General features: G+C 64.7%; 23 protein-coding genes and 1 tRNA gene. 19 read left to right on the forward strand and 5 right to left on the reverse strand.

The genetic code is table 11. The annotated features are described in order from the left end of the window. The first annotated feature begins 6 nt into the window (after positions 1-6). Positions 7-81, forward strand: a tRNA-Glu gene (locus ABB29_RS10755). Positions 82-145: 64 nt separating this feature from the next. Here the strand turns inward: ABB29_RS10755 and ABB29_RS10760 are convergent. Then, the gene (locus ABB29_RS10760) at positions 146-850 is read right to left on the reverse strand and encodes a pirin family protein (protein WP_057658883.1); all 705 of its coding nucleotides are present in this window, start codon (positions 848-850) and stop codon (positions 146-148) included. A gap of 289 nt (positions 851-1139) precedes the next feature. Between ABB29_RS10760 and fdxA the strand changes: the two genes are divergently transcribed. Further along, positions 1140-1463, forward strand: coding sequence for a ferredoxin FdxA (fdxA, locus tag ABB29_RS10765; protein WP_057658884.1), 324 nt, complete (start codon positions 1140-1142; stop codon positions 1461-1463). Positions 1464-1659: 196 nt separating this feature from the next. Here fdxA and ABB29_RS10770 read toward each other — a convergent pair whose 3' ends face one another. From ABB29_RS10770 to ABB29_RS10780, 3 genes are all read right to left on the reverse strand, one after another. Continuing rightward, positions 1660-2169 carry a hypothetical protein gene (locus tag ABB29_RS10770; RefSeq protein WP_057659441.1) on the reverse strand — a complete coding sequence of 170 codons (510 nt, stop codon included), beginning with the start codon at positions 2167-2169 and terminating at the stop codon, positions 1660-1662. 14 nt (positions 2170-2183) lie between these two features. Then, on the reverse strand, positions 2184-3092 hold the full coding sequence (dapA, locus tag ABB29_RS10775) for a 4-hydroxy-tetrahydrodipicolinate synthase (protein WP_057658885.1): 909 nt from the start codon (positions 3090-3092) through the stop codon (positions 2184-2186). 213 nt (positions 3093-3305) lie between these two features. Beyond that, positions 3306-3902, reverse strand: a complete 597-nt coding sequence (locus ABB29_RS10780; protein WP_057658886.1) for a DNA-3-methyladenine glycosylase I — start codon at positions 3900-3902, stop codon at positions 3306-3308. Positions 3903-4131: 229 nt separating this feature from the next. Here ABB29_RS10780 and ABB29_RS10785 point away from each other — a divergent pair, with 229 nt between their 5' ends. From ABB29_RS10785 to ABB29_RS10805, 5 genes are all read left to right on the forward strand, one after another. Further along, entirely contained in the window at positions 4132-4707 is a 576-nt protein-coding gene (locus ABB29_RS10785; protein WP_057658887.1) for a glycine cleavage system transcriptional repressor, read from the forward strand. A 2-nt stretch (positions 4708-4709) separates the two neighbouring features. Then, positions 4710-5195: a peroxiredoxin gene (locus ABB29_RS10790; RefSeq protein ID WP_057658888.1), complete on the forward strand. Its 486-nt coding sequence runs from the start codon at positions 4710-4712 to the stop codon at positions 5193-5195. Between the two features lie 124 nt (positions 5196-5319). Beyond that, on the forward strand, positions 5320-6723 hold the full coding sequence (locus ABB29_RS10795; protein ID WP_057658889.1) for a PhoH family protein: 1404 nt from the start codon (positions 5320-5322) through the stop codon (positions 6721-6723). A 2-nt stretch (positions 6724-6725) separates the two neighbouring features. After that, on the forward strand, positions 6726-7544 hold the full coding sequence (gene thiD / locus ABB29_RS10800; protein ID WP_057658891.1) for a bifunctional hydroxymethylpyrimidine kinase/phosphomethylpyrimidine kinase: 819 nt from the start codon (positions 6726-6728) through the stop codon (positions 7542-7544). Positions 7545-7549: 5 nt separating this feature from the next. Beyond that, positions 7550-8383: an alpha/beta hydrolase family protein gene (locus ABB29_RS10805; RefSeq protein ID WP_057658894.1), complete on the forward strand. Its 834-nt coding sequence runs from the start codon at positions 7550-7552 to the stop codon at positions 8381-8383. 109 nt (positions 8384-8492) lie between these two features. Here ABB29_RS10805 and galE read toward each other — a convergent pair whose 3' ends face one another. Next, positions 8493-9509, reverse strand: a complete 1017-nt coding sequence (galE, locus tag ABB29_RS10810; protein WP_057658896.1) for a UDP-glucose 4-epimerase GalE — start codon at positions 9507-9509, stop codon at positions 8493-8495. A gap of 168 nt (positions 9510-9677) precedes the next feature. On the opposite strand from galE, the gene tviB reads away from it, so the two are divergent. The 12 genes from tviB (at position 9678) to ABB29_RS10870 (ending at position 23879) form a co-directional block, all read left to right on the forward strand. Beyond that, on the forward strand, positions 9678-10967 hold the full coding sequence (gene tviB, locus ABB29_RS10815) for a Vi polysaccharide biosynthesis UDP-N-acetylglucosamine C-6 dehydrogenase TviB (RefSeq protein ID WP_083487796.1): 1290 nt from the start codon (positions 9678-9680) through the stop codon (positions 10965-10967). Between the two features lie 101 nt (positions 10968-11068). Continuing rightward, complete coding sequence (locus ABB29_RS10820) at positions 11069-12076, forward strand: NAD-dependent epimerase (protein ID WP_057658898.1); 1008 nt, start codon at positions 11069-11071, stop codon at positions 12074-12076. A 94-nt stretch (positions 12077-12170) separates the two neighbouring features. Continuing rightward, positions 12171-12794 carry an XrtA/PEP-CTERM system exopolysaccharide export protein gene (locus tag ABB29_RS10825; RefSeq protein WP_057658900.1) on the forward strand — a complete coding sequence of 208 codons (624 nt, stop codon included), beginning with the start codon at positions 12171-12173 and terminating at the stop codon, positions 12792-12794. A gap of 2 nt (positions 12795-12796) precedes the next feature. After that, positions 12797-14359 (forward strand): XrtA system polysaccharide chain length determinant, encoded by a 1563-nt coding sequence (locus ABB29_RS10830; protein WP_057658902.1) that lies wholly within the window; start codon positions 12797-12799, stop codon positions 14357-14359. Positions 14360-14367: 8 nt separating this feature from the next. Continuing rightward, on the forward strand, positions 14368-15087 hold the full coding sequence (locus ABB29_RS10835) for a P-loop NTPase family protein (RefSeq protein ID WP_211260726.1): 720 nt from the start codon (positions 14368-14370) through the stop codon (positions 15085-15087). A 95-nt stretch (positions 15088-15182) separates the two neighbouring features. Then, the gene (locus ABB29_RS10840; protein ID WP_170185865.1) at positions 15183-16523 is read left to right on the forward strand and encodes an outer membrane beta-barrel protein; all 1341 of its coding nucleotides are present in this window, start codon (positions 15183-15185) and stop codon (positions 16521-16523) included. Between the two features lie 52 nt (positions 16524-16575). Next, positions 16576-17382 (forward strand): polysaccharide deacetylase family protein, encoded by an 807-nt coding sequence (locus ABB29_RS10845; protein ID WP_170185866.1) that lies wholly within the window; start codon positions 16576-16578, stop codon positions 17380-17382. Then, complete coding sequence (locus ABB29_RS10850; protein WP_057658909.1) at positions 17379-18542, forward strand: glycosyltransferase family 2 protein; 1164 nt, start codon at positions 17379-17381, stop codon at positions 18540-18542. Before ABB29_RS10845 ends, ABB29_RS10850 begins: the two co-directional genes overlap by 4 nt. Further along, positions 18539-19768, forward strand: a complete 1230-nt coding sequence (locus tag ABB29_RS10855; protein ID WP_057658911.1) for a glycosyltransferase family 4 protein — start codon at positions 18539-18541, stop codon at positions 19766-19768. Before ABB29_RS10850 ends, ABB29_RS10855 begins: the two co-directional genes overlap by 4 nt. Further along, complete coding sequence (locus ABB29_RS10860; protein WP_170185867.1) at positions 19758-20927, forward strand: glycosyltransferase; 1170 nt, start codon at positions 19758-19760, stop codon at positions 20925-20927. The genes ABB29_RS10855 and ABB29_RS10860 overlap by 11 nt, the downstream gene beginning before the upstream one ends. Further along, on the forward strand, positions 20924-22708 hold the full coding sequence (locus ABB29_RS10865) for an asparagine synthetase B family protein (RefSeq protein WP_057658914.1): 1785 nt from the start codon (positions 20924-20926) through the stop codon (positions 22706-22708). Before ABB29_RS10860 ends, ABB29_RS10865 begins: the two co-directional genes overlap by 4 nt. Beyond that, positions 22698-23879 carry a glycosyltransferase family 4 protein gene (locus tag ABB29_RS10870; RefSeq protein WP_083487804.1) on the forward strand — a complete coding sequence of 394 codons (1182 nt, stop codon included), beginning with the start codon at positions 22698-22700 and terminating at the stop codon, positions 23877-23879. The genes ABB29_RS10865 and ABB29_RS10870 overlap by 11 nt, the downstream gene beginning before the upstream one ends.

Raw genomic sequence — 23879 nt, forward strand, 5'->3', positions numbered from 1 at the left:
CCAAACGCTCCCTTCGTCTAGTGGTTAGGACGTGGCCCTCTCAAGGCTAAAACAGGGGTTCGAGCCCCCTAGGGAGCGCCAAGTGACTGCATGATGCCGGTGGCGGCCTGCCACCGGCATTGCCTTGATCCAGGCCGCACCAGCGCTACATGCGCGGCAGGTCGAAGACCAGTACTTCCGCGCCAATCCCGCTTTCAATGCTGATCAGCGGTTCGTCCTGGTACAGCAGCGCATCGCCAGCCGATAGCGCCCGGCCATTGACGCTGACATCGCCCCGCGCCACGTGCACATAGCCCAGCCGGCCCTCGGCCAGCGGCAGTTCGGCACGTTCGCTGCCGTCAAACAGGCCGGCGTACATCCGCGCATTCTGGTGGATGCTGACCGAGCCGTCGGCCCCGTCCGGGCTGACCACCAGCCGCAGCCGGCCCTGCTTGTCCTGCGGGTCGAAGCGCTTCTCCTGGTAGGAAGGCACTACCCCCTGCTGGTTGGGAATGATCCAGATCTGCAGGAAGTGGGTGGTGCCGGTCTCGCTGTGGTTGTACTCGGAGTGCTGCACGCCGGTGCCGGCACTCATGCGCTGGACATCACCGGGGACGATGCTGGCGGCGTTGCCCATCGAGTCCTTGTGGCCCAGTGCCCCTTCCAGCACATAGCTGATGATTTCCATGTCGCGATGGCCGTGTTCGCCAAAGCCCTGACCGGCGGCGACCCGGTCTTCATTGATGACCCGCAGCGGTCCCCAGTGGATATGGCGTTCGTCGTGGTAGTTGGCAAACGAGAAGCTGTGCCAGGAGTCCAGCCAGCCGTGGTTGGCATGGCCGCGGTCCTTGCCTGCGCGAAGAGTAATCATGATGGGCTCCGGTGTTGGTTGGACACAAGCTTGGACTAGGCCATGGCGGTTGATAAGACGGGTCCGGCTCAACTGGCTGTTCCGTATTTGGAACTATGCTGCAAAATAAATGTAATTAACAAGATATCCGCAACAACACTGGCGCGGTGACCCGGTCTGGAGCTGGCCGTCCGGTGCCGGCTCACCGTGCTCGGCAGGGGCCAGCAGGCTTGCGACGAGAATCTTTCTCAACCGCCGACGCGACGTGATTTAAACTTGCCCGGTTTTCCGCAGGATTAATCGATCAGCCATGCCCTTTGTCGTCACCGAAAACTGCATCAAGTGCAAATACACCGATTGCGTGGAGGTCTGCCCGGTGGATTGCTTCCACGAGGGCCCCAACTTCCTGGTGATTGACCCGGACGAATGCATCGACTGCACCCTGTGCGAGCCGGAGTGCCCGATCAATGCGATCTATCCGGAAGACGATGTGCCCGCTGGGCAAGAGCAGTTTGTCGCCCTGAATGCCGAACTCTCCCGGCAATGGCCGGTGATCACCGTGCGCAAGGAACCCTTGGCCGATGCCAAGGACTGGGAAGGCAAGCCCGACAAACTGCCACTGCTGGAAAAATAGGCCGCCCGTAGAGCGTAGCTTGCTGCGCTAGTCCGCCAGCTGACCCGCATCATCGGCAAAGCAGCGGAGCGAGCTCCGCTCTACAACAAATCGCCAGCAAGCTGCGCTCTACCCGGGGATTGGATACGGCGACAAAAAAAGGGCGTCTTGAAGACGCCCTTTTCGTCGGTCTGGCCAGTGACGGGCCAATAAGCGCTTACTTGTTCAAGCGGGTCTTAAGGTCGGCCATCAGCGCCACCGCGGCTTCGGAGGTAGCTGGCAGGCCACGCGGATCGACCGCCGAGATGTAGCTGCCATCCTGCAGGCCGACCACCCGGACCAGGAAATCGCTGCCCTGGTAATTGACGTCATAGGTGCCCAGCAGCTGGGCCCGGCTGGCGATGGTCACGCCGTCGATTGCACCCAGGGCATCGCCGAGCTGGCTGAAGGCGTCATCACGGGCGGCGCGCACGTTGAAGCCATTGCCGGCGGTGGCGGGCCGGGCGGCCTGGCTGGACGCCTGCGAGGCGGTGTTGGGTACCTGCATGGCACCGTTGTTGCTGGGCATGGTCAGGTCCGGCGGCACTTCCAGCGGGCGTTGCTCGGCCGGCAGCGCATAGTCGCCTTTCGGGCCTTTTTTGAACCAGCTGCAGCCAGTCAGCCCGACGAGCGAGACGGCCAACAGACCGAATGCCAACGGACGCAGATGGGAAGACGCAAAACGCATGGTGTTCTCCTGGTTCAAGCCGCGAGTTGGTCGCGGTGGGATTGTGCTTCTAGAGTCTGCACCAGCAACGCCAGCCGATCGGCATCAGCGTGATGGGCGGAAGAAAGTGTGGTCAGCGGCAGTCGCAGGCCGTGACCGAAGCCGGCCCGCTGCAGCAGCGCCTTGACCGGAATCGGATTGGATTCAACGCCAAAGAACGCATACAGCTCGGCCAGTCCGGCATCCAGCCGCGCGACTTCGCTGGCGTCACCGGCCCGGGCCCTGTCGCAGAGCCGACGGAAGGTGCGCGGCAAGGCATTGGAACCGACTGAAATCAGTCCGTCGGCGCCGGCCAGCATCGCCCGCCCGGCAGTGCCGTCATCGCCGCTGAGGATGGCAAAGCCGTCTTCGCGCAACGCCAGCAGGGCGGCCATGCGTTCAGCTTCGCTGCGCGCTTCCTTGATCCCGACGATGTTCGGATGTCCCACCAGCTGCGCCACGGTCTGTGGCAGCAGGTCGCAGCCGGTGCGGCCGGGCACGTTGTACAGCACCACCGGCAGGCCACCTTGATCGGCCACTGCGCGGTAATGGGCAATCAAGCCGTCCTGGGTGGCGCGCACGTACGGCGGCGTCACTACCAGCGCGTATTCGGCGCCATGGGCCTTGGCCAGCCGGGTCTGGGCAATGGTCCTGGCGGTGTTCATCTGGCCAACGCCAGCCAGCACCGGGATGCGACCACCCAGTTCGGCCACCGCCAGTTGCAGGATCTGTACGAATTCATCATCGCTCAAGGCTGCAGCTTCGCCGGTCGAACCCGCCACCACCACGCCCTGGGTGCCGCCATCGAGCTGTTGTTTCAACAGTCGGCGCCAGCCATCCAGATCCAGTTCGCCAGCGTCCGTGAACGGCGTGGCCAGTGCGGTAATGCTGCCAGAGAGGGACAAACGACGAACCTTTGCAGTGGGGCCTGGGCGAGCAGGCGGGTGAGCGGGAAACCGGTGCAGGCACCAGCGGCCGGCCGGAGCCAGCCTGCGATATTAAGGGCGGCGAGAAAGCAGCGGCAAGTATAGGGCCCCGGGCGCGTTCCGGAGCCAGACAGGCGGCGACCGGCCGACCACGAGCCAGCCGCGGCCCGCGAGCGCGCCCGGAAGCGGTGGTCAGGCCAGCGCCTCGCCCAACCGGCGCACCGGTGCGTGGCGATCACAATCGACGGTGTGGTCGTTGACCATGCCGCAGGCCTGCATGTGCGCATAGACAATGGTCGAGCCGACGAACTTGAAGCCGGCCTTCTTCAGGCTTTTCGACAACTGGTCCGAGACCGGCGTGGTAGCCAGCACGTCAGCGCGCGAGCGCAAGCGGTTCTGCACGGGCTTGCCGTCGACATGCTTCCAGTAGAAATCCGAGAGCGCCAGTTGCGGCCGTGGCGCGCTGTCGCGCAGGCGCAGCAAGGCCTGGGCATTGTTGATGGTGGCGCGGATCTTGAGCTGGTTGCGGACGATGCCGGCGTCGAGCATCAGCTCCTGGACCTTCTTCTCGTCGTAGCGGGCAATCCTGTCCGGATCGAAATTGTCGAATGCGCGGCGGTAGTTGTCGCGCTTGGCGAGGATGGTCTGCCATGACAGTCCGGCCTGCGCGCCTTCCAGGATCTGCATCTCGAACATGTGCCGTTCGTCGAACTCCGGCACGCCCCACTCGACATCGTGATAGTGCTGGTAAAAGTCGGGCACGTTGGCCGCCCAGAAACAGCGTGACATCCTGCAACTCCTTGTTTGTCATCCGATTGTGTCCATGTTGCACGTCCGGCTCGCGCGCGTGCAGCAGTCCGGGACAGGCTAGCACGCGCATCGAACGCCGCCGTGTGCCCGCGGCGGCGGCTGCCGGCCCTGGACACCGGCGGCAATCGCTTGCGGGCGCGAAGCACGGCCAAGTATGCTGGCACCCAGCCGGCGGCATTTCCGCTGGCGCCACCAGACCTGAGTAGTGATGCCGGAAGACCTTTCAAACGACTCCAGCGCCCGGCCTTCGCCGAACGAGAACCATCTCCTGATCAACGCCTATACGACGCATCCGGAGTCGCCGCTGCTGGCGGTGACGCGGCGGATTGCCGACAGCGGCTGCAACCTGGTCGATTCACGCCTGTCCACGGTCGGCCGCGACGTCTCGGTCACCGCGCTGGCCACCGGCTCCTGGGATTCGGTCGCCAAACTCGAGGCCATGCTCTCGCGGCTGGAACGCGAGGAAGGCTTCAAGCTCAACTGGTATCGCACCGGTCCCAAGGTGGTCCAGTCCAACCTGTTGCCGTACATCGTCGAAGTGGTCGCCGCCGACAAGCCGGGCATCCTGTTCCAGCTGGCCGACTTCTTCGATCGCCAGGGCATCACCATCGAGAACCTGCAGAGCACGCGCTACCGCGCCATGCAGACCGGTGCCGAAATGTTTTCGGCACAGGTGACCATCGGGGTGCCGTCCAATATGCACATCGCCGCGCTGCGCGATGATTTCCTTGAATTCTGCGACCACCTCAACCTGGACGCGATCATGGACCCGATGAAGTTCTGAGCATGAGCCAAGCCCGTCCCAAGCCGCTGCCCAAAACCACCTTGAACCTGCCGCTGGCGCTGTCAGGCGGGCAGACCGCCAGGCTTGCCGACTATGCCGGGCAATGGCTGGTGCTGTACTTCTATCCCAAGGACAGCACGCCCGGCTGCACCACCGAGGGCCTGGACTTCAATGCACTGCTGCCGAAGTTCAAGAAATTGAATGCCAGCGTGCTCGGCGTGTCCCGTGACTCGGTCAAGTCGCACGACAATTTCTGCGCCAAACAGGGATTCAGGTTTGCCCTGGTCAGTGATGCCGAAGAAAAGCTGTGCAAGGCGTTTGATGTCATCCACGAAAAAAACATGTACGGCAAGACCGTGCTTGGCGTCGTCCGCAGCAGCTTCCTGATAGCGCCCGATGGGCACGTCGCGCAGGAGTGGCGCAAAGTCAAAGTGGCCGGGCACGCGCAAGCCGTGCTGGACGCCCTGAAGGAAGCGCAAACGCAGTGACCCATCGTGTTCTCCCCGCCTTCACTACCTCATCGTGTATGAGTCGTGGTGGTTCGCTGCTGCCTGCGACAAATGTTTTCGTTGTTGTCCCCGTGTTCCCACACACCCACCCGAGGTTGCCTGAATGACCCGAAGCAAGCGCATCTATGTGTTGGACACCAACGTGCTGATGCACGACCCCACTGCTCTGTTCAAGTTCGAGGAGCATGATGTCTTCCTGCCGATGCAGGTGATCGAGGAGCTGGACAATGCCAAGAAAGGCACCACCGAAGTCAGTCGCAATGCACGCCAGGTCAGCCGCTTCCTCAATGAACTGATTGAAGGCGCCGGCGCCGAGCATATCCAGCAAGGCATCGTGCTCAATCATCCGCAGGGCCTGCAGCTGGGCAACCGTAGCCAGATCGGTCGCCTGTATTTCCAGACCACGCCAGTCGATCCCGGTCGCACGTTCGGCGCCATCGCGCCTGACAACAAGATCCTGGCCTCGGTGCTGGCGCTGCGCGAGGATCAGCCCGAAGTGCCGGTCATCCTGGTGTCGAAGGACATCAACCTGCGGATCAAGGCCTCGATCAGCGGACTGGTCGCCGAGGATTACGAAAACGACCGCGCGCTGGACGATTTCAGCCTGTTGTTCACCGGTGCGATGGAATTGCCGGAAGACTTCTGGAGCCGGCACAACGCCGACCTCAAGTCGTGGAGCGACAAGAGCGGTCGTACCAGCTACGAAGTGACGATGACCGCCGACGAGGACTGGTATCCCAACCAGTACCTGTACCTGCCGGGTGAGGACGAGGTCGAGCTGCGGGTCGCCAAGGTCGGCGGTGATCGCAAGGCGACGCTGACGCTGGTCGATGACTTCCGCAGCGGCCAGCATGCGGTGTGGGGCATCACCGCGCGCAATCGCGAACAGAACTTCGCCCTCAACGCCTTGATGGACCCGGAGATTGACTTCGTCAGCCTGCTTGGCACCGCCGGTACCGGCAAGACCCTGCTGGCGCTGGCCGCCGGCCTGGCCCAGACCATGGACCAGCAACGCTATCGCGAAATCATCATGACCCGTGCCACCGTCAGCGTCGGCGAGGATATCGGTTTCCTGCCCGGCACCGAAGAGGAAAAGATGACCCCGTGGATGGGCGCGCTGACCGACAACCTGGAAGTGCTGACCCATAACCAGGAAGGCGGCTCGTGGGGGCGCGCGGCAACCAACGACCTGCTGGCCAGCCGGATCAAGATCCGCTCGATGAACTTCATGCGCGGGCGTACCTTCCTCAGTCGTTACCTGATTCTCGACGAGGCGCAGAACCTGACCCCGAAACAGATGAAGACGCTGATCACCCGCGCCGGTCCGGGCACCAAGATCGTCTGCCTGGGCAACGTCGAGCAGATCGATACGCCGTATCTGACCGAAACCACCTCGGGCCTGACCTTCGCCGTCGATCGCTTCAAGAACTGGGCGCACAGCGCGCATATCACCCTGCGTCGCGGCGAGCGTTCGCGCCTGGCCGACTACGCCAGCGAGGTAATGTAAGCGTGGCAGCAGCCTCGGTTGTCTCCGCCCTGACCATCGCCGGATCCGATTCCGGCGGTGGTGCCGGTATCCAGGCGGATCTGAAGACCTTTGCCGCCCACGGCGTGCACGGACTGTCGGCGCTGGCCGCGCTGACCGCGCAGCACACCCGCGGGGTGACGGCGGTGGAGGTGCCACCGCTGGCATTCCTGCGTGCCCAGGTGGATGCCTGTTTCGAGGATTTCGATATCGGCGCGGTCAAGCTCGGCATGCTGGCCAATGCCGAGGTCATCGACACCGTCGCCGGACTGCTGCGCCAGTATCGCCCACGCTGGCTGGTGCTGGACCCGGTGATGGTCGCCACCAGCGGCGCCAGGCTGCTGCAGAGCGATGCCTTGCAGGCGTTGCGCACGCAACTGCTGCCACTGGCCAGCGTGATCACCCCCAACCTGCCGGAAGCCGAACTGCTGCTGGGCCGATCGATAGAAAGCCATGCGCAGATGCGCGAAGCCGCCGGCGCACTGTTGGATGCGGGGGCCGCGGCGGTGTACCTGAAAGGTGGTCACCTGGCCGTCGGCGACGAGGTCGTCGACCTGCTGGCCGATGCCGATGGCGTGCACGAAACGCGCCGGCCGCGGCTGCCACTGGACGCCCACGGCACCGGCTGCACCCTGGCCTCGGCCATTGCCGCCAATCTGGGTCGAGGGCTGGGGCTGCGCGAGGCCTGCGTGGCTGCCTCCGATTACGTGCATGAAGCGTTGAAACGCGGTTATCGACCTGGACGTAGCGAGGTGGTGGTGCTGGACCATTTTGGCGCCGGGCACGCCACTGGCGCGGGCTGAAGCCGATGCCAGCCAACGCCAGCGAGTTCGCGCTGCAAACCAGTGACGGGCATCGCTACACCTTGCTGGCGCGACTGCCGGCGCAGCCATCACGCTGCCTGCTGTGGATACCCGCGCTGGGGGTGGCGGCGCGTCATTACCTGCCGCTGGCCGAACAGCTGGCCGACCGCGGCGTGGCGGTCTTCCTGCATGAGTGGCGCGGCAACGGCAGCAGTAACCTGCGCGCCGGTGCCGGCCAGGACTGGGGCTATCGGCAACTGTTGCTGCAGGACATCGCCTGCAGCCATGCGACATTGCGGCAGCACTCGGCCGGGGTGCCAGGCATCATCGGCGGCCACAGCCTGGGCGGGCAACTGGCCGCCTGTTACCTCGGCCTGCAGCCGCAGGCGTTCGCGCAGCTGTGGCTGGTGGCCAGCGGCAGTCCCTACTGGCGGGGTTTCCCCGGCCTGCGCGGGCATTTGTTGCCATTGTTCTATCAGTTCGCGATCTGGATTGCGCGGCGCCGAGGCAGTTTCCCTGGTCGCCGTCTCGGCTTTGGCGGCGAGGAAGCGCAAACCCTGATCCGGGACTGGGCCAGCGTCGGCCTGAGCGGCCGTTACGCGGCCGCCGGCGTGGCCGCGGATCTGGAACAGGCATTGGCAGGCGTCACCGCCGAACATCGGGCGGTGGTGCTGGCCGATGACTGGCTGGGGCCGCTGTCGTCGCTGCGCAATCTGCTGGGCAAGATGCCGCAATCTGCCGGGACGGTCGCTTGCCTGTCATCACAGCAGCCTGACTTCCGCGCCGATCATTTCCAGTGGATGAAACAGCCCGGAGGCGTAATCGACCTGCTGCTGTAACAGCATCCGCCTGCCGGTCTGTCGTTCAGGGCGCTGCCCAGACCGTTTTATGGAGATTGGCCGTGGAAGTTGTCGCGCCGGGCGCGCTCGGTGCTGCATCCAACGGTGACTAGTCGTCGGCATAGCCGCGCGGGTTGGCCGACTGCCAGCGCCAGGCATCGCGGCACATCGCATCCACATCCAGCTGTGCCTGCCAGCCGAGCAACCGGTGCGCCAGCGCCGGGTCGGCGTAGACCTCGGCGACGTCACCCGCACGTCGAGCGACGATCTCATAGGCCACCTCGCGGCCGCTGGCGCGAGCGAACGCATCGACCAGCTGCAGCACGCTGACACCGCTGCCGGTGCCGAGGTTGACGGTGAAGCCCTGCCCGTCCCGCACCAGGCAATCCAGGGCATCGGCATGGGCGCGCGCCAGATCCATCACATGGATGTAATCGCGCACGCCGGTGCCGTCGACGGTCGGATAATCACCACCAAACACCTGCAGGCGCTCGCGCCGGCCGACCGCGACCTGGCAGATGTAAGGCATCAGATTGTTGGGAATACCTGCCGGATCCTCGCCGATCAGCCCTGATGGATGGGCACCAACCGGATTGAAGTAGCGCAGGTTGGCCGCCAGGAAGCCGGGATCGGAGCGGCAAAGATCGCCTATCAACTCTTCCATCACCAGCTTGGTCCGGCCGTACGGATTGGTGACACTGAGCGGCGCGTCCTCGCTCACCGGCACCTGCCGGGGGTCGCCATAGACGGTGGCGGACGAACTGAACACCAGCCGTTTGACGCCTGCATCGCGCATCGCCTGCAGCAACACGATGGTCCCGCTGATGTTGTTGTCGAAATAGCGCAGCGGCTGCTCGCAGGATTCGCCGACCGCCTTGAGTGCGGCAAAGTGGACCACGGCATCGAAATCTCCGTCGGCGAACAGATCGGCGAGTGCATCACGGTCACGGACGTCGAGTTCGCGGCAGTCAACCGACTGGCCGGTAATGCGCTGCAGTCGCGCCAGCACCTTGCGCGAGCTGTTGCAGAAGTTGTCCGCGATCACCACCTGGTGGCCCCGCTGCACCAGTTCGACATAGGTATGGCAACCGATATAGCCGGCACCTCCACATAACAGAATCCGCATCGCCACTTCCCTGGTTCGTCCGTTCCACAATACGTCAAACCCGCCGTTTGCAGGCCAGCTTGTGCGGTTGCCGCTATCGTCTGTCCTGCGGACAGCCGATTGCGCGTTATCACTAGCCACCAACCGCTAGACTTGGCGGGCCGATTCCACCAACCGGACCATCACTTGATGAATGCCACTTTGCCGACCCTCGACCAGACCCGCATCGCCGTCATTGGTCTGGGCTACGTCGGGTTGCCCCTGGCCGTCGCCTTCGGCCGCAAGTTCCCCACCGTCGGTTTCGACATCAATACCCAGCGCGTCGGTGAACTGCGCAACGGCCACGACCACACGCTGGAAGTGGCCAGCGACGAACTGCAACAGGCTTCGCAGTTGAGTTTTGCCGATGACCTGGAGGCGCTGAAGCAGTGCAACGTCTTCATCGTCACCGTGCCCACGCCGATCGATGACTACAAGCGCCCGGACCTGCGCCCGCTGGAATCGGCCAGCCGCACGGTCGGCCAGGTCATCAGCCGTGGCGGTGTGGCCATCTATGAATCAACGGTGTACCCGGGTGCCACCGAGGAAACCTGCGTGCCGATCATCGAGCGCGAATCAGGGCTGGTCTTCAACCAGGATTTCTACGCCGGCTACAGCCCCGAACGGATCAATCCGGGTGACAAGCAGCATCGCCTCGAGACCATCCTCAAGGTCACCTCCGGTTCCACCGCCGAGGTCGCCGACTTCGTCGACAGCCTGTACGCCTCGATCATCAGCGCCGGCACCCACAAGGCATCCAGCATCCGCGTCGCCGAGGCCGCCAAGGTCATCGAGAACACCCAGCGCGACGTCAATATCGCGCTGATCAACGAACTGGCGTTGATTTTCCACCGCATGGGCATCGATACCCACGAAGTCCTGGAGGCGGCCGGCACCAAGTGGAACTTCCTGCCGTTCCGGCCGGGCCTGGTCGGCGGCCACTGCATCGGGGTGGACCCGTACTACCTCACCCACAAGGCCCAGCAGATGGGCTACCACCCGGAAGTCATTCTTGCCGGTCGCCGCATCAACGACGGCATGGGCGGCCATGTCGCCCAGCGCGTGGCCAAGCTGATGGCCCAGCGCGGCCTGCAGACCACCCGCTCCAAAATCCTGGTGATGGGGCTGGCGTTCAAGGAAAACTGCCCGGACCTGCGCAATACCCGGGTGGTCGACATCGTCGCCGAGCTGCGCAGCTACAACGCCCAGGTCGACGTCTACGATCCCTGGGTCAATGCCGAAGAAGCTCGCCATGAATATGGCCTGGATCTGGTGCAGTCGCCGCAGCCCGGCCATTACGACGCCATCGTGCTGGCGGTCGCCCATCACCAGTTCGTCGCGCTCGGTGCCGACGGCATCCGTGCGTTCGGCAAACCCGACGCGGTGCTGTTCGACGTCAAGCGGCTGCTGCCGCGGAACCTCAGCGACGACTGCCTGTAATCCATGACTGCCGCCGGAACCGCCGTCGGCAGCCGAGGCTTTTCAAACCTACTGGCCCGAGGCGATAAAATCGTCATTCCAGCCACACCCAGAGATTGCTCATGCGTGTACTTGTCACCGGCGCCGCCGGCTTCATCGGTTCCCACCTCAGCCAGCGCCTGCTTGACCGCGGCGACGAAGTGCTGGGCTACGACAATCTCAACGACTATTACGACCCGACCCTGAAGCAGGCACGGCTGGACAGGTTGTTGCCGCAGCCCGGTTTCCGCTTCGTCAAAGCCTCGCTGGAAGACCGCCCGGCGCTTGAGGCGGCCTTCAACGAGTTCAGGCCACAACGGGTGGTCAACCTGGCCGCGCAGGCCGGCGTGCGTTATTCGCTGGAAAATCCGCACGCCTACATCGACAGCAACATCGTCGGCTTCCTCAACATCCTCGAAGCCTGCCGCCACCGCGGCGTCGAGCATCTGGTCTACGCCTCATCCAGCTCGGTCTACGGGGCCAACCGCAAGCTGCCGTTCTCGGTGGAAGACAGCGTCGACCACCCGGTCAGCCTGTACGCGGCCAGCAAGAAGGCCAACGAGCTGATGGCCCATACCTACAGCCAACTGTTCAACCTGCCGACCACCGGCCTGCGCTTCTTCACCGTCTATGGGCCGTGGGGACGGCCGGACATGGCGCTGTTCCTGTTTACCCGCAAGATGCTGGCCGGCGAACCGATCGATGTGTTCAACAATGGCCACCACACCCGCGACTTCACCTACGTCGACGATATCGTCGAAGGCATCCTGCGGACCCTGGACAACGTGCCGGCCGCCAACCCGGACTATGATGCGCTGCATCCCACCCCGGCCAGCTCCAGCGCGCCGTACCGCGTCTACAACATCGGCAACAACCAGCCGGTCGAGCTGCTGCGCTACATCGAGGTGCTGGAGGACTGCCTGGGCACCAAGGCCCGCCGCAACCTGCTGCCGCTGCAACCTGGCGACGTGCCCGACACCTATGCCGACGTCGACGCCCTGATCCGCGATACCGGCTACAAGCCGGAGACCTCCATCGAGACCGGGGTCAAGCGCTTCGTCGACTGGTACCGCGCCTTCTATTCGGTCTGATGGCAGCGGCCGCCGCACGCTGGCGGCGTGTCCTTGTCCGGGTTCGACTGCCCATCGCGTTAATGCGGTCATAGTCCACCTACAGGGGCACTTCATGAAACTCGACTTCGCAGGCTGGCTGGCCTTCGGATTGGCACTGGCCCTGGCCGGCTGCGCCAGCACGGCAACGGACAGTGGCGCCACGCCGCCAGCGGTGGCACCAACGCTGACCAGTGATTACCACATTGGCGTGGACGACATCGTCCAGGTCTCCGTATGGCGCAATCCCGAGCTTGGCATCACCGTACCGGTACGCCCGGACGGGATGATCTCGGTGCCGTTGATTGGCGATGTCGCTGCCGGCGGCCATACCCCGGAAGAAGTGGCCAAGGACATCCAGGAAAAACTGGCAACCTACGTACGCGATCCGCAGGTGGCAGTGATCCTGACCGACCTGCGCAGCCATGAGTACCTGTCGCGGGTCCGCGTGACCGGTGCGGTACGGCAACCGGTCTCCATCCCCTACCGTCCCGGCATGACCGTGCTTGATGCGGTGCTGGCGGCCGGCGGCATCACCGAGTTCGCCGCGCCTGATCGCTCCAACCTGTATCGCAAGTCGCAGGACCAGACCCAGAGCTATGAGGTCCGCCTGGATCGCATCCTCAACAAGGGTGACCTGGATACCAACTTCACCGTGGCGCCAGGCGACGTCATCACCGTGCCCGAGCGGGTGCTGTAACCATGACAGGCCTGCTGATGAAAAGCGCGGACGAGTTGCCCGCCGCCTACTCCATCGTCCCGGTGGCGATGCATGAATTCCGGCGCCGGGCGGTGGCGCTGACCGCGCTGTTCGCGGGCATCGCGCTGCTGGGGCTGTTCATCGGCCTGCTGCTGCCGAAGAAGTACACCTCCTCGACCACCATCCTGGTCGAGGAGCGCAACATCATCGCGCCACTGATGGAAGGCAGGGCGGTCGCCACCAGCGTGGTCGACCGCGCCAGCATCCTGCGCGAGGTCGCTTTCAGCCGCAAGGTCATGGATGAAATCCTCAAGACCGGCGGCTGGATGCAGGACAACCCGAGCCCGCTGGAGCAGGACAAGCTGATCGAGAAGATCGTCGGGCGGACCAAGGTCAACAACCCGCGCCCCAACCTGATCGAAATTTCCTACACCGATACCGATGCCGAGCGCGCCTACCTGGTCACCAAACGCTTTGCCGAGCTGGTCATCCAGGAAAGCCTGTCGACCAAGGAACGCGAAAGCAGCGAGGCCTATGAATTCATCGACTCGCAGGTCAAGCAGTACCACGACAAGCTGACCCAGGCCGAAAGCGAGCTGGAAGCCTTCCGCAACGGCAATCCGGATGCACGTCCCGGCACCGATGCCGATGTCAACGCACGGATCGGTGAACTACGCCGGATTGCCGAAGGCGGTCGCATGGAGTTGATCGATCTGCGCTCGCAGGACCAGGCCCTGCAGTCCCAGTTGTCGGGGGAGTCGGAAGTGTCGATGGTGCAGACCCGTGCCGGCCAGTTCCGCGCCCGCCTGGCCGAGTTGCAGTCGCAGCGCGACCAGTTGCTGCTGACTTTCACCGAACAGCATCCGGACGTGGTCCGCGTGCAGCACCAGATCCGCGACCTTGAAGAGGATCTGCGCCGCGAGCAGAACAAACCGGCCAGTGCTGGCAAGCCCAGCGCGCTGGACGGCAACGCGACCTTCAATCCGTTATATGCCGAGTTGAAAAGCAAGCAGGCCGAAGTCCGTCGCCAGAGTGCCGCCGCCGCCGCCCGCATCGCCTCTGCCGAAGGCATGCTGGCCGACGAAATGAAGCGCAGTGGCCGCATCGCCGCCTCTGAAAGCACGCTGGCCGAGCTGACCCGCGACTACGAGGTCAATCGCGACCTTTACCAGGATCTGTTGAAGCGGCGCGAGAACGCCCGCGTATCAATGAACCTGGATGCCGAACAGCGTGGCCTGAGTTTCCGTATCCAGGAGCCGGCGGCGATGCCGCTGCGCGCCAGCGGCCTGCGGGTCATGCACGTGGCCCTGGGTGGGCTGGTACTGGCCCTGCTGCTGCCACTGGGCCTGCTGTTCGGCGTGATCAAGCTGGACCCGCGGGTGCGTTCGCCGCAGCAGATTGAACGCGATGCCGGCCTGCCGGTGCTGGCGGCGATGCCGGCCTATGTCACCGAGCGCCAGCGCCGGGTCCGCCTGCGCCGCTATTCGCTGGCCAGCCTGCTGTTCATGACCGTGCCGCTGGTGTACGGGCTTACTTATCTGTTGAAGTGGATCGACGTCCTATGAGCAACGCAATGACTTCCCGCCAGGACGGCCAAGGCCAGCGTGGCAGCCGCGCCCTGGACTCGCATGAGGCCGGCACCGCTTTGAGCCCGGCACAGCTGGAAGATCGCGCCATCATCTACCGCAGCGAGACCGCGCGCCGCGAAGTCGATGCATTCCGCCATCTGCGCACCCAGTTGCTGTCGGTCACCGAGGGCAATTTCATCACTCTGGTGGCGCCGGTCAGCCGCGGCAGCGGTGGCAGTTTCGTGGCCCGCAACCTGGCCGCCGCAGTCGCCTTTGACGAAACCAAGAGCGCGCTGCTGGTGGATTGCGACCTGCGCCACCCGTCACAGGCGCAGACCATGAAGCTGGCCGCCAATGATGGCGGCCTGATCGACTATCTGGAAGATCATGAAAGCAATGCCGACAGCGTGCTGTACGACACCGGGGTGCCGCGCCTGCGCCTGATACCGGCCGGCAAGTCGCGTGAAACCGGCGCCGAGTATTTTTCATCGTTCCGGATGCGCCTGCTGCTGGATTCGTTGCGCAGCCGCTATCCCAACTGCCACATCTTCCTGGATGCACCGCCGGTGCGCGGCGCGCCGGATGCACGCATCCTGGCCGACCTCGCCGACGTCGTGGTACTGGTCGCCGGTTACGGCCGAGACACCGCTGCCGCCATCGCCCAGGCCGGTGCCAACTTCGACCCGGCCAAGTTCGCCGGCGTGGTTTTCAACGAAGGCGTCTGAGGCATGCCGGTATTCACCGAACAATGCCGGTGGCCGCTGTCCCCAGCGGCCACCGCCTGTGTCCCAACCACCGCCAAACCCGCAGGAGTGCCGCAATGAGACAGAGGCTGGCCAACCAGATGCTGCACAGGATTCTGCACACCGGCATCCATGTCGCGGTATTGATGGCGCTGCCCGGCGCGGCCAAGGCGGCGCGGCTGAATTACGATATCGGCGCCAGCGTGATGCACAGCGACAACATCAATCTGTCGCAGGACGATCCCATCGACGAGACGGTGCTGGCGCCGCGCCTGCGCTTCACCTTCGATCACAGCAGTTCGGTGCTGGAAACCGCCCTGCGCGGCGATTTCCAGTACCTGGATTACACCGGCGGCAGTTACGACAACGATCTCCGCGGCGAGTTTGCCGGCGCGCTGGACTGGACCATGCTGCCGGAGCGGCTGCACTTCTTCGCCCGCGACTCGCTCAGCCGGCAGTCGGTCGACAGCCTGGTCGCGTTCACCCCTGGCAACCAGCAACAGATCAACGTCTTCGAAGCCGGTCCCAGCCTGTACCTGCGTTTCGGCGAGGCGATGCGCAGCCAGATCGACCTGCGCTACACCAACAGCTACGCCGAGGAGACCGAGACCCTCAACAACGACCGCTACAACCTGGCGGCGCGGCTGATCCGGGATCTGTCGCCGACCGACCAGCTGTCTTTCAACCTCGAAGCGACCCAGACCGACTACGACAGCATCAGCGAGTTCTACGACTACAAGCGCTACGACGGCTATTTCACTTACAACACCGCACTCAGCAGCGTGACGATGAACATCGACGCCGGCTACTCCGAACTGGAACCGCGCAGTGGCGAAAGCGCCTCCAGTCCGCTGCTGCGGGCACAGATCGAGTGGCAGCTGATGCCGCGCAGCAAGCTGCTCGCCAACCTCAGTTATGAGTTCGCCGACGCCACCCAGGACTTGATCCTGCGGGCGGACCAGCCGGTGCCGCCAGTCAATCCGGGCAACCCGGGCATCGGCAACCCGGATAATCCGGATCTGCAGATCGTGCCGGACATCTTCAAACAGAAGCGCGGGATGCTCGGTTACGAGTACGAAGGCGACCGCCTCAACGTGCTGGTCCAGCCTTATTACGAACAGCTGCGCTACATCCGCGACGATTCGTTCGATCAGAACAGCTACGGTGGCCAGGCCTCCGCGCGCTACCAGCTCAGGCAGACCTGGTACCTCAACCTGCTGCTGGCTCGCCAGCAGCGCGAGTTCATCGACGCCAGCCGCGACGATCGCGACACCACCATTGGCGCGGGCCTGGAGGCCAGGTTCAGCCGCCACTGGGGTGCGCAGTTCGATTACCAGTACCGCAAGCGCGACAGCAATGTCGGCGGCCAGAACTACACCGAGAACGTCGTCGCGCTGGCGTTTACCTATTTCCGCTGAACCCATGTCCCCCTCGCCTTCCCCGATTGGCGGCAACGCCGCTGCAGCCAACATGCCGGGTACACGCCCGCGTCGGGTGCGCGCCGGCGTGGCGCTGATGTACCACGCCCTGGCCAACGGCGGCCAGGTGCCGGCCGGACAGGATCCGGTCTACACGTTGCCCTTGCAGCGCTTCGAACAACAGCTGGACCATCTGCGCGCCGATGGTGGCGGCGGCTCGGCGATTGACTGGCTGGCCGGCCGCAATGATGCGCGCACCCTGCTTAGTTTCGACGACGGCCATCTCAGCAACTACACGCTGGCGTTTCCCGCGCTGGTTTCGCGTGGGATGACCGCGGACTTTTTCGTCAATCCGGTCATGGTGGGCAAGCCGGGGTTTGCCGACTGGTCGCAGCTGCGTGAGATGGCCGATGCAGGCATGTCGATCCAGTCGCATGGCCATGATCATGTGTACTTCACCGGCATGTCGCGACAGCAACTGCGTGCCAGTCTGGTCGATTCGCGCCAGGCCATTTCGCAACGGATCGGTCAGCCGGTGACGTTGCTGGCTCCCCCGGGGGGACGGATGCCTCGCGGCCTGCTGGCATTGGCGCGCGAATGCGGCTACGCGCATGTATTTTCGTCACGGCCGGGCCTTGTCGGTGATCCGGGCAACGGCGCCCGCATCTTCCCGCGACTGGCGATGACCCAGGCGGTCGGGATGGACGGGTTCGTCCACTGGGTCAAGGCCGATGCCAGCAGCCTGCGGCGCGAACAACTCCGCTATGGCGGCCTGGCGCTGGCCAAGCGATTGCTGGGCGACCAGCACTACGAACGCCTGCGCGGCAGGCTCATCGCGACCTTGCGGGGGACCTCGTGAGCGTGGTGTTCTGGCTGTCGCTGGCGGCGATCGGCTTTACCTATGCCGGCTATCCCGTGCTGATGGCGGCGCTGGCGCGCTGGCGGCCGCTGCCACTGCATTGGCAGGCGCAGACGCCAGCGATGGACGTGGTGCTGGTCGTCCACGGCGGCGCCGATGCGCTCGCGGCGAAACTGGAAAACCTGCTGGCGCTGGACTATCCCGCCGACGCACTGACCATCCACGTATTCTGTGACGGCTGCCCGGCCTCGGCGGCGGTCGCGCAGCGCCATGCCAGTGCACGGATCAAGGTCACCGTTTTCCCACAGCGGCGCGGCAAGTCGGCCTGCCTGGGCGATGCTCTGCCAACCCTGAGCGCACCACTGGTGATGTTCAACGATGTACGCCAGCGCACCGATGCCGGTGCCGCCAAAGCGTTGGCCGCCGCCCTCGCCGACCCCACAGTGGGCGCCGCCAGCGGTGAGCTGGTGCTGCAGGCCGACAGCGGCTTCGGCCAGGGCGTCGACGCCTACTGGCGCTACGAAAAATTCATCCGTCGCATGGAAAGCCGCAGTGGCTCGATCGTCGGTGTCACAGGAGCGATTTACGCCGCGCGCCGCGAACTGATCCCGACCGTGCCTGCCGGCCTGATTCTCGACGACATGTGGATTCCGCTGGCGATCGCCCAGCGCGGCGCGCGGGTGGTCTTTGTCAGCGACGCACTGGCCTTTGATCGCGCCAGCGCCGACGCCGCAGCCGAACAGCGACGCAAGCGGCGGACGCTGGCCGGCAACTTCCAGTTGATCCATCGGCAACCGGCGCTGGCCATTCCCGGCGCACACCCGTTGGCGTGGCGGTTGTGGGGCCACAAATGGTCGCGGCTGCTGGCGCCGTGGCTGCTGCTGCTGGCGCTGCTCGGCAACCTGTGGCTGGCGATTGCCGGCAGCGCGTTCTACCAGGCCTTGCTGGCGCTGCAGCTGGTGGCCTATCTGGCCGCCTGGCTGGGCCTGCGCAGACCGGCACTAGCCTCACGCCATGCAGCAGTCCGCCTGGCCAGTGCCTTCGTCAGTCTCAACGCCAGCGCCATGTGGGCGCTGCTGGACTATCTGAGGAATCCACAGGGTTTCCTGTGGCAGACCACCCCGATCAAGGACGTGCCGTCCAGGGACATGCCGCAATGAGTGCCTCGCCGCTGAAGCGCGTCGTCTACGTGGTATCGCTGTTTCCCTGCTGGTCGGAGACCTTCATCGTCCGCGAGATCAATGCACTGCTGGAAAACGGCGTCGATGTGCGCATCGTGTCATTGAAGGCGCCGAGCGAGGCGCTGGTGCAAAGCGATGCCCAGGCGCTGCTGCCGCGGGTACGCCATCCTCGTTCGCTGCTGCATGCGCTGTCCGGCGCCTGCCAGGCGCTGCTGCACGCGCCCGCCGCGACACTGTCGACCCTGGGCCAGGTGATCGCTGGCCACTGGCGCAGTCCGGCGGTACTCGGCAAGTCACTGGGCGCATGGCTGCGCGGGCTCGAGCACTATCCGTGGCTGAAGCGCTTCTCGCCACAGATCATCCATGCCCACTGGGCGACCTACCCGTCGACCGCGGCATGGGCCCTGGGCAAGGTGCTGGACCTGCCCTTCAGCTTCACCTGCCACGCCCATGACATTTTCACCGAACGCCAGCTGATTGCCCGCAAAATCCACGACGCCGCATTGGCGGTGACCATTTCCCGCTTCAACGTCGACTGGTTGAGCGAGCGTGAAACCGGCGCCGCACGCGACAAGCTCAAAGTCATCCATTGCGGCGTTGATCTGGATGCCAACACCTGGCAGTCCGAAGACCGCGCCAGCAACACCATCCTGGCGGTGGGCCGGCTGGATCCCATCAAGGGCTTCGCCACCCTGATCCGGGCGCTGGGCCTGCTCAAGCAGGCCGGCCAGCCGTTCCATTGCCGGTTGCTGGGTTCCGGACCGCTGGAAAACGAATTGCGCCAGTTGTCGTCTTCGCTCGGCCTGGATCAGCAGATCGAATTCAGCGGTGCACAGCCGCAGGCGGTGGTCCGCCAGTGGATGAACGAAGCGGCGCTGTTCGTGCTGCCATCGGAGGTCGCCGCCGATGGCAACCGTGACGGCATTCCGGTGGCGCTGATGGAAGCAATGGCGACCGGCTGTCCGGTGATCAGCACCCGGGTTTCCGGCATCCCTGAATTGATTGACGACCAGCACGACGGCCTGCTGGTCGAACCCGCGCAGCCGCAGGCCCTGGCCGACGCCATGCAACGGCTGCTGACTGACACGACGTTGCGCGCCCGCGTTACCCGCGGTGCGCGCGACAGGATTGAACGCGACTTTGATGCACGCAGGGAAGCACGCAAGTTGCAGGACAACATGGAGGCGATACTGGATGAGTGCTAGACGACTACTGGTGGTGACCGACGAGATGGAGGTCGGCGGCAGCCAGCGCCAGATCAGCTATCTGCTGGAGGCATTGGATCGCAGCCAATGGCAGCCGGAGCTGCTGTACTTCCGCCATGACTCTTTCCTGGTCCACCAGCTGCGGGCCAATGGCATCACCGTGCACCACATCGCCAAGCGCGGCCGTCTTGATCCGCGCTTCCTGCTGGCCTATGCCCGGTTGCTGCGGCAACGGCGGTTCGACGTCGTCCATGCGTTCTCGCTGACCGCCGAGCTGTGGACCCTGCTGGCCAGCTATCTTTACCTGACCCCGCTGGTACTGGTGGCGTCGATGCGCGGCATGTACCTGGATCATCCCGACTGGTTCTGGCGCATCAAGCGTTTCGTCCTGCAACGCAGCGACGCGATCATCTCCAACTCGCGCGCGGGTGCCGAAGCGGCCGCGCAGCGGGCGCGCATTCCGTTGCGCAAGTTCGACGTGATTCCCAACGGCATCCCGCCAAGCGCGCCCCTGCCACCCGGCGAGGCCGACATCATCCGGCGCGCGATGGGAGCGCCGGCCAATCGCTGCATCGCCCTGTTTGTCGGACGCCTGGTCAAGGCCAAGAACCTGGCTTGCCTGCTACGCGCCATGGCCGAGCTGCCAGTCGGGCAGCGGCCCTGGGTGGCGCTGGCCGGCAACGGACCGTTGCGCGATGAGATCGAGCAACTACGCGAACAGCTGGGGCTGGTCGATGACATCCGTTTCCTCGGCGAACGCGATGATGCCGGACGGTTGATGAAAACTGCCGACTTCCTGGTGTTGCCCTCCTCCAACGAAGGCATGTCCAACGTGGTGATGGAAGCGATGGAATGCGGCTGCCCGGTGATTGCCTCGCGGGTGGGCGGCAATCCGGAACTGATCGAGGACCACGCAAGTGGCCTGCTGTTCGACGATGATGATCACCGGCAACTGTCGGCATTGCTGCATCAGTACTGCAGCCAGCCGCAGCTGCGTGCGCGGATGGCAAGCGGCGCCCAGGCGCAAGTCAAGGCGCGCTACAGTGTGGTGCGGATGGCCACTGACACCGCCGCCGTCTACCAGCGTTGTCTGTCAGCGGATGCGCCGGGACTGGCGGTCGCCGATGCCTGTGTCGCGGAAAAGGAGCCACGCTCGTGAACCCGGCTGACAGCATTCGAGGCGATTTCATCGTCGCGGCCGGACCGCGCGCATATGAATGGTTGAGCCAGCTCGGCGGTTTCGACGTCCACAAGGCCGGTCCGTCGCTGTGGCTTGCCACCCGCGGTGCGGTACTCCGCGGCAACAACGCGCAAGGCATGACGTGGGCAGCACTGGCGGATCTGATAGAGGGCGACGTCGGTGCGGTCGAACTGGATGACGACAGCTTCCCGCAGCGGCACTGGCGTGGTCGCTTCGCGCATGCCATGTGGTCCGCGGACAGCAACCGCATCCAACTGTTAACCGACCACTTCAGCTCAGTGCCGCTGTACTGGTACCAGCGCGACGGCCACCACGCTGTCGCCAGCGACCTGCGCCTGTTGCTGGATGCACCGGGCGTGCGCCGCGAGCCCGACCTGCGAGCGGTCTACCACTACCTCAACTTCACCTGCATACCGGCGCCGCTGACGATCTGCAGCGACATCCAGAAGGTCGAACCGGGCACCCGCCTGAGCCTGGATGGCAGCCGCCATTCCAGCGTTCGCTACTACCTGCCCGAGTATCCGGAGGATCTGCAAGGCAGCGACGAGGCATTGGCCGACGAGTTGCGCCAGCGGATCGTCGCCAGCGTGCAGGCTTTCCGGCCGCACAGCGATGCTGGCTGGGGCTGCTTCCTGAGTGGCGGTACCGACAGCAGCAGCATTGTCAGCATTCTTGCGCGGCAGCAGCTGTCACCGGTACACAGCTGTTCGATCGGCTTCCGTGAAGCCGGCTATGACGAACTGGATTTCGCCCGGCTTGCCGGCGAAGCCTGCGGCGCCCGTACCCATCTGGCCCAGGTCGACCAGACCCGTGCGCTGGCGCTGCTGGATACCGTGGTCGAGGCCTACGATCAACCGTTCGGCAACGCCTCGGCGGTGCCGACGCTGGCCTGCGCCGAGCTGGGCCATGCGCAGGGTTTCTCGTTGATGCTGGGCGGTGATGGCGGCGACGAGGTGTTTGGCGGCAACCAGCGTTACGCCAAGGATCGGGTGATGCAGGGCTTCCATGATCTGCCATCACCACTCAAGAAGGCTGCCAGCGCGGTCGGCGAATGGGTGGGCGGTGGCAACAACCACCTGCTCAACCGGGTCCGCAACTTCACCCGTCGCGGTTCATTGCCCAACCCGGATCGGTTCTACACCGACGACTCGTTCGCATCGGATTACTACACCGAACTGCTGACCCCGCAATTGCGCCAGCAGGTGCCGCAGGAAGCGTCGCTGGAAGCGATGCGCCAGATCTACAACCTGGGAGCTCCAGCGGCGCCGCTGCACCGGATCATGCGGCTGGACCTGCTGATGGCCATCGCCCAGAACGATCTGGTCAAGGTTCACCGCGCCTGCAGGCAGCACGGCGTATCAGCGCGTTTTCCGTTGCTGGATACCCAGCTGGTGGACTTCTGCGGCCGGCTGGCAGCACGCTACAAGGTCCGCGGACTGAAGAAGCGCTATCTGTTCAAGCAGGCGATGGCCAGCATCCTGCCGGCCGAAATCCTCAGCAAGCGCAAGCAGGGCTTCGGCCTGCCGATCGCGATCTGGATGAAGGACGACCCGGCACTGCAGGCCCGGGTCCGCGACGTCCTGCTGGACGAAAGGACCCGCGAGCGCGGCTGGATCAACCCGGAGTTCGTCAGCGCGCTGGTCAGGATGCACATGGATGGTGGCTGGGATCACTCCAATGCGATCTGGCAGCTGCTGATTCTTGAACTATGGATGCGGAGATACATGGATGCAAAGTAAGACACGCCCGCTGCACGTACTGATGGTGCTGGAAGCCGCTTACCCGGCCTGGAAAGGAGGCGGCGCCGAAGCCCAGGTGCGCACGTTGAGTCGGGGCCTGCGCCGGCGCGGACATCGGGTCACCGTTGTCGTGCCGCGGTTGCGCTGGGGCCCGCAGGAGACTTTGTCACGGCTGGATGGCGTGCCGGTCTACCGGCTCAGCTATCCGCGGGTGCCGATGCTGTCCGGTCCGTTGATGTGGCTGGCGCTGGCACTGTTCCTGTGGCGGCGGCGCGACAAGTACGACGCCTGGCATGTGCATATCGCCCATCACATGGCGGCCGTCTGCGCGGTACTGGGCAAGGCCCTGGACCAGCGCGTGCTGACCAAGGTATCGGGTTGGTGGGAACTTGAAAAAGGCACGCTGGCACCGCGCCCGAAACCGCTCAACCGACTGGCGCGCCTGCTGCTCGGCAGTACCGCGCAATGGCAGGCGATCAGCCAGCGCATCGCCGCTACGCTGGTCGAACGTGGCATCGCCGCCGATCGCATCGTGCTGCTGCCCAACGCGGTCAACAGCGAACGCTTCGCCCATATCCAGCACCCGCCGGAGGCGGCCACGCGTTTCGTCTTCATCGGCAGGCTGGAGCCGGAGAAAGACCTGATGATGCTGATGGAAGCGTTCGCCGAGACAGCCAGGGCGCATCCGGACGCACAGTTGCTGCTGGTTGGCAGCGGCAGCCTGGATGGCCCCCTGCGTGAGCGCGCACGTGCTTTCGGCATCGAAGCCCAGGTGGTGTTTGCCGGCCATCGCGACGACATCGAGGCAATGCTGGCGCAGGCCAACGTCGGCGTGCTGTGCTCACGCATCGAAGGCCTGTCAAACACCCTGCTGGAATCAATGGCGGCCGGCCTGCCAATGGTCGCCAGCCGCATCAGCGGCAACGAGGATTTCATCCGCGACGGCGAGAACGGCTGGCTGTTCGATGCCGGCAATTGCGCCCAGTTGGCGCAGTGCCTGCGGCGGGCGGCCGACACCGATGGCCGGCAACGGCAGCAGATGGGTGAGAACGCGCGCCGCAGCGTGCACCAGCGCGCCGGGCTGGATACCATCCTGACCCGCCTGCTGGCGCTTTACGCAGGCAAGCCGGTCGCGCTGACGCCCTCCCCTGTCCCCAAGCAGAGCTACTGA

This window comes from Pseudoxanthomonas dokdonensis (assembly GCF_001431405.1).
Classification (GTDB): Bacteria; Pseudomonadota; Gammaproteobacteria; order Xanthomonadales; family Xanthomonadaceae; genus Pseudoxanthomonas_A; species Pseudoxanthomonas_A dokdonensis.

Coding starts and splice junctions, on each gene's coding strand:
- ABB29_RS10760 (WP_057658883.1), bottom strand. CDS start 850: ATGATTACTCTTCGCGCAGGCAAGGACCGCGGCCATGCCAACCACGGC.
- ABB29_RS10820 (WP_057658898.1), top strand. CDS start 11,069: ATGCGTGTACTTGTCACCGGCGCCGCCGGCTTCATCGGTTCCCACCTC.
- ABB29_RS10835 (WP_211260726.1), top strand. CDS start 14,368: ATGACTTCCCGCCAGGACGGCCAAGGCCAGCGTGGCAGCCGCGCCCTG.
- ABB29_RS10860 (WP_170185867.1), top strand. CDS start 19,758: ATGAGTGCTAGACGACTACTGGTGGTGACCGACGAGATGGAGGTCGGC.
- ABB29_RS10855 (WP_057658911.1), top strand. CDS start 18,539: ATGAGTGCCTCGCCGCTGAAGCGCGTCGTCTACGTGGTATCGCTGTTT.
- galE (WP_057658896.1), bottom strand. CDS start 9,509: ATGCGGATTCTGTTATGTGGAGGTGCCGGCTATATCGGTTGCCATACC.
- ABB29_RS10830 (WP_057658902.1), top strand. CDS start 12,797: ATGACAGGCCTGCTGATGAAAAGCGCGGACGAGTTGCCCGCCGCCTAC.
- ABB29_RS10825 (WP_057658900.1), top strand. CDS start 12,171: ATGAAACTCGACTTCGCAGGCTGGCTGGCCTTCGGATTGGCACTGGCC.
- ABB29_RS10785 (WP_057658887.1), top strand. CDS start 4,132: ATGCCGGAAGACCTTTCAAACGACTCCAGCGCCCGGCCTTCGCCGAAC.
- ABB29_RS10770 (WP_057659441.1), bottom strand. CDS start 2,169: ATGCGTTTTGCGTCTTCCCATCTGCGTCCGTTGGCATTCGGTCTGTTG.
- ABB29_RS10805 (WP_057658894.1), top strand. CDS start 7,550: ATGCCAGCCAACGCCAGCGAGTTCGCGCTGCAAACCAGTGACGGGCAT.
- tviB (WP_083487796.1), top strand. CDS start 9,678: ATGAATGCCACTTTGCCGACCCTCGACCAGACCCGCATCGCCGTCATT.
- ABB29_RS10795 (WP_057658889.1), top strand. CDS start 5,320: ATGACCCGAAGCAAGCGCATCTATGTGTTGGACACCAACGTGCTGATG.
- ABB29_RS10845 (WP_170185866.1), top strand. CDS start 16,576: ATGCCGGGTACACGCCCGCGTCGGGTGCGCGCCGGCGTGGCGCTGATG.
- ABB29_RS10870 (WP_083487804.1), top strand. CDS start 22,698: ATGCAAAGTAAGACACGCCCGCTGCACGTACTGATGGTGCTGGAAGCC.
- fdxA (WP_057658884.1), top strand. CDS start 1,140: ATGCCCTTTGTCGTCACCGAAAACTGCATCAAGTGCAAATACACCGAT.
- ABB29_RS10840 (WP_170185865.1), top strand. CDS start 15,183: ATGAGACAGAGGCTGGCCAACCAGATGCTGCACAGGATTCTGCACACC.
- ABB29_RS10790 (WP_057658888.1), top strand. CDS start 4,710: ATGAGCCAAGCCCGTCCCAAGCCGCTGCCCAAAACCACCTTGAACCTG.
- ABB29_RS10780 (WP_057658886.1), bottom strand. CDS start 3,902: ATGTCACGCTGTTTCTGGGCGGCCAACGTGCCCGACTTTTACCAGCAC.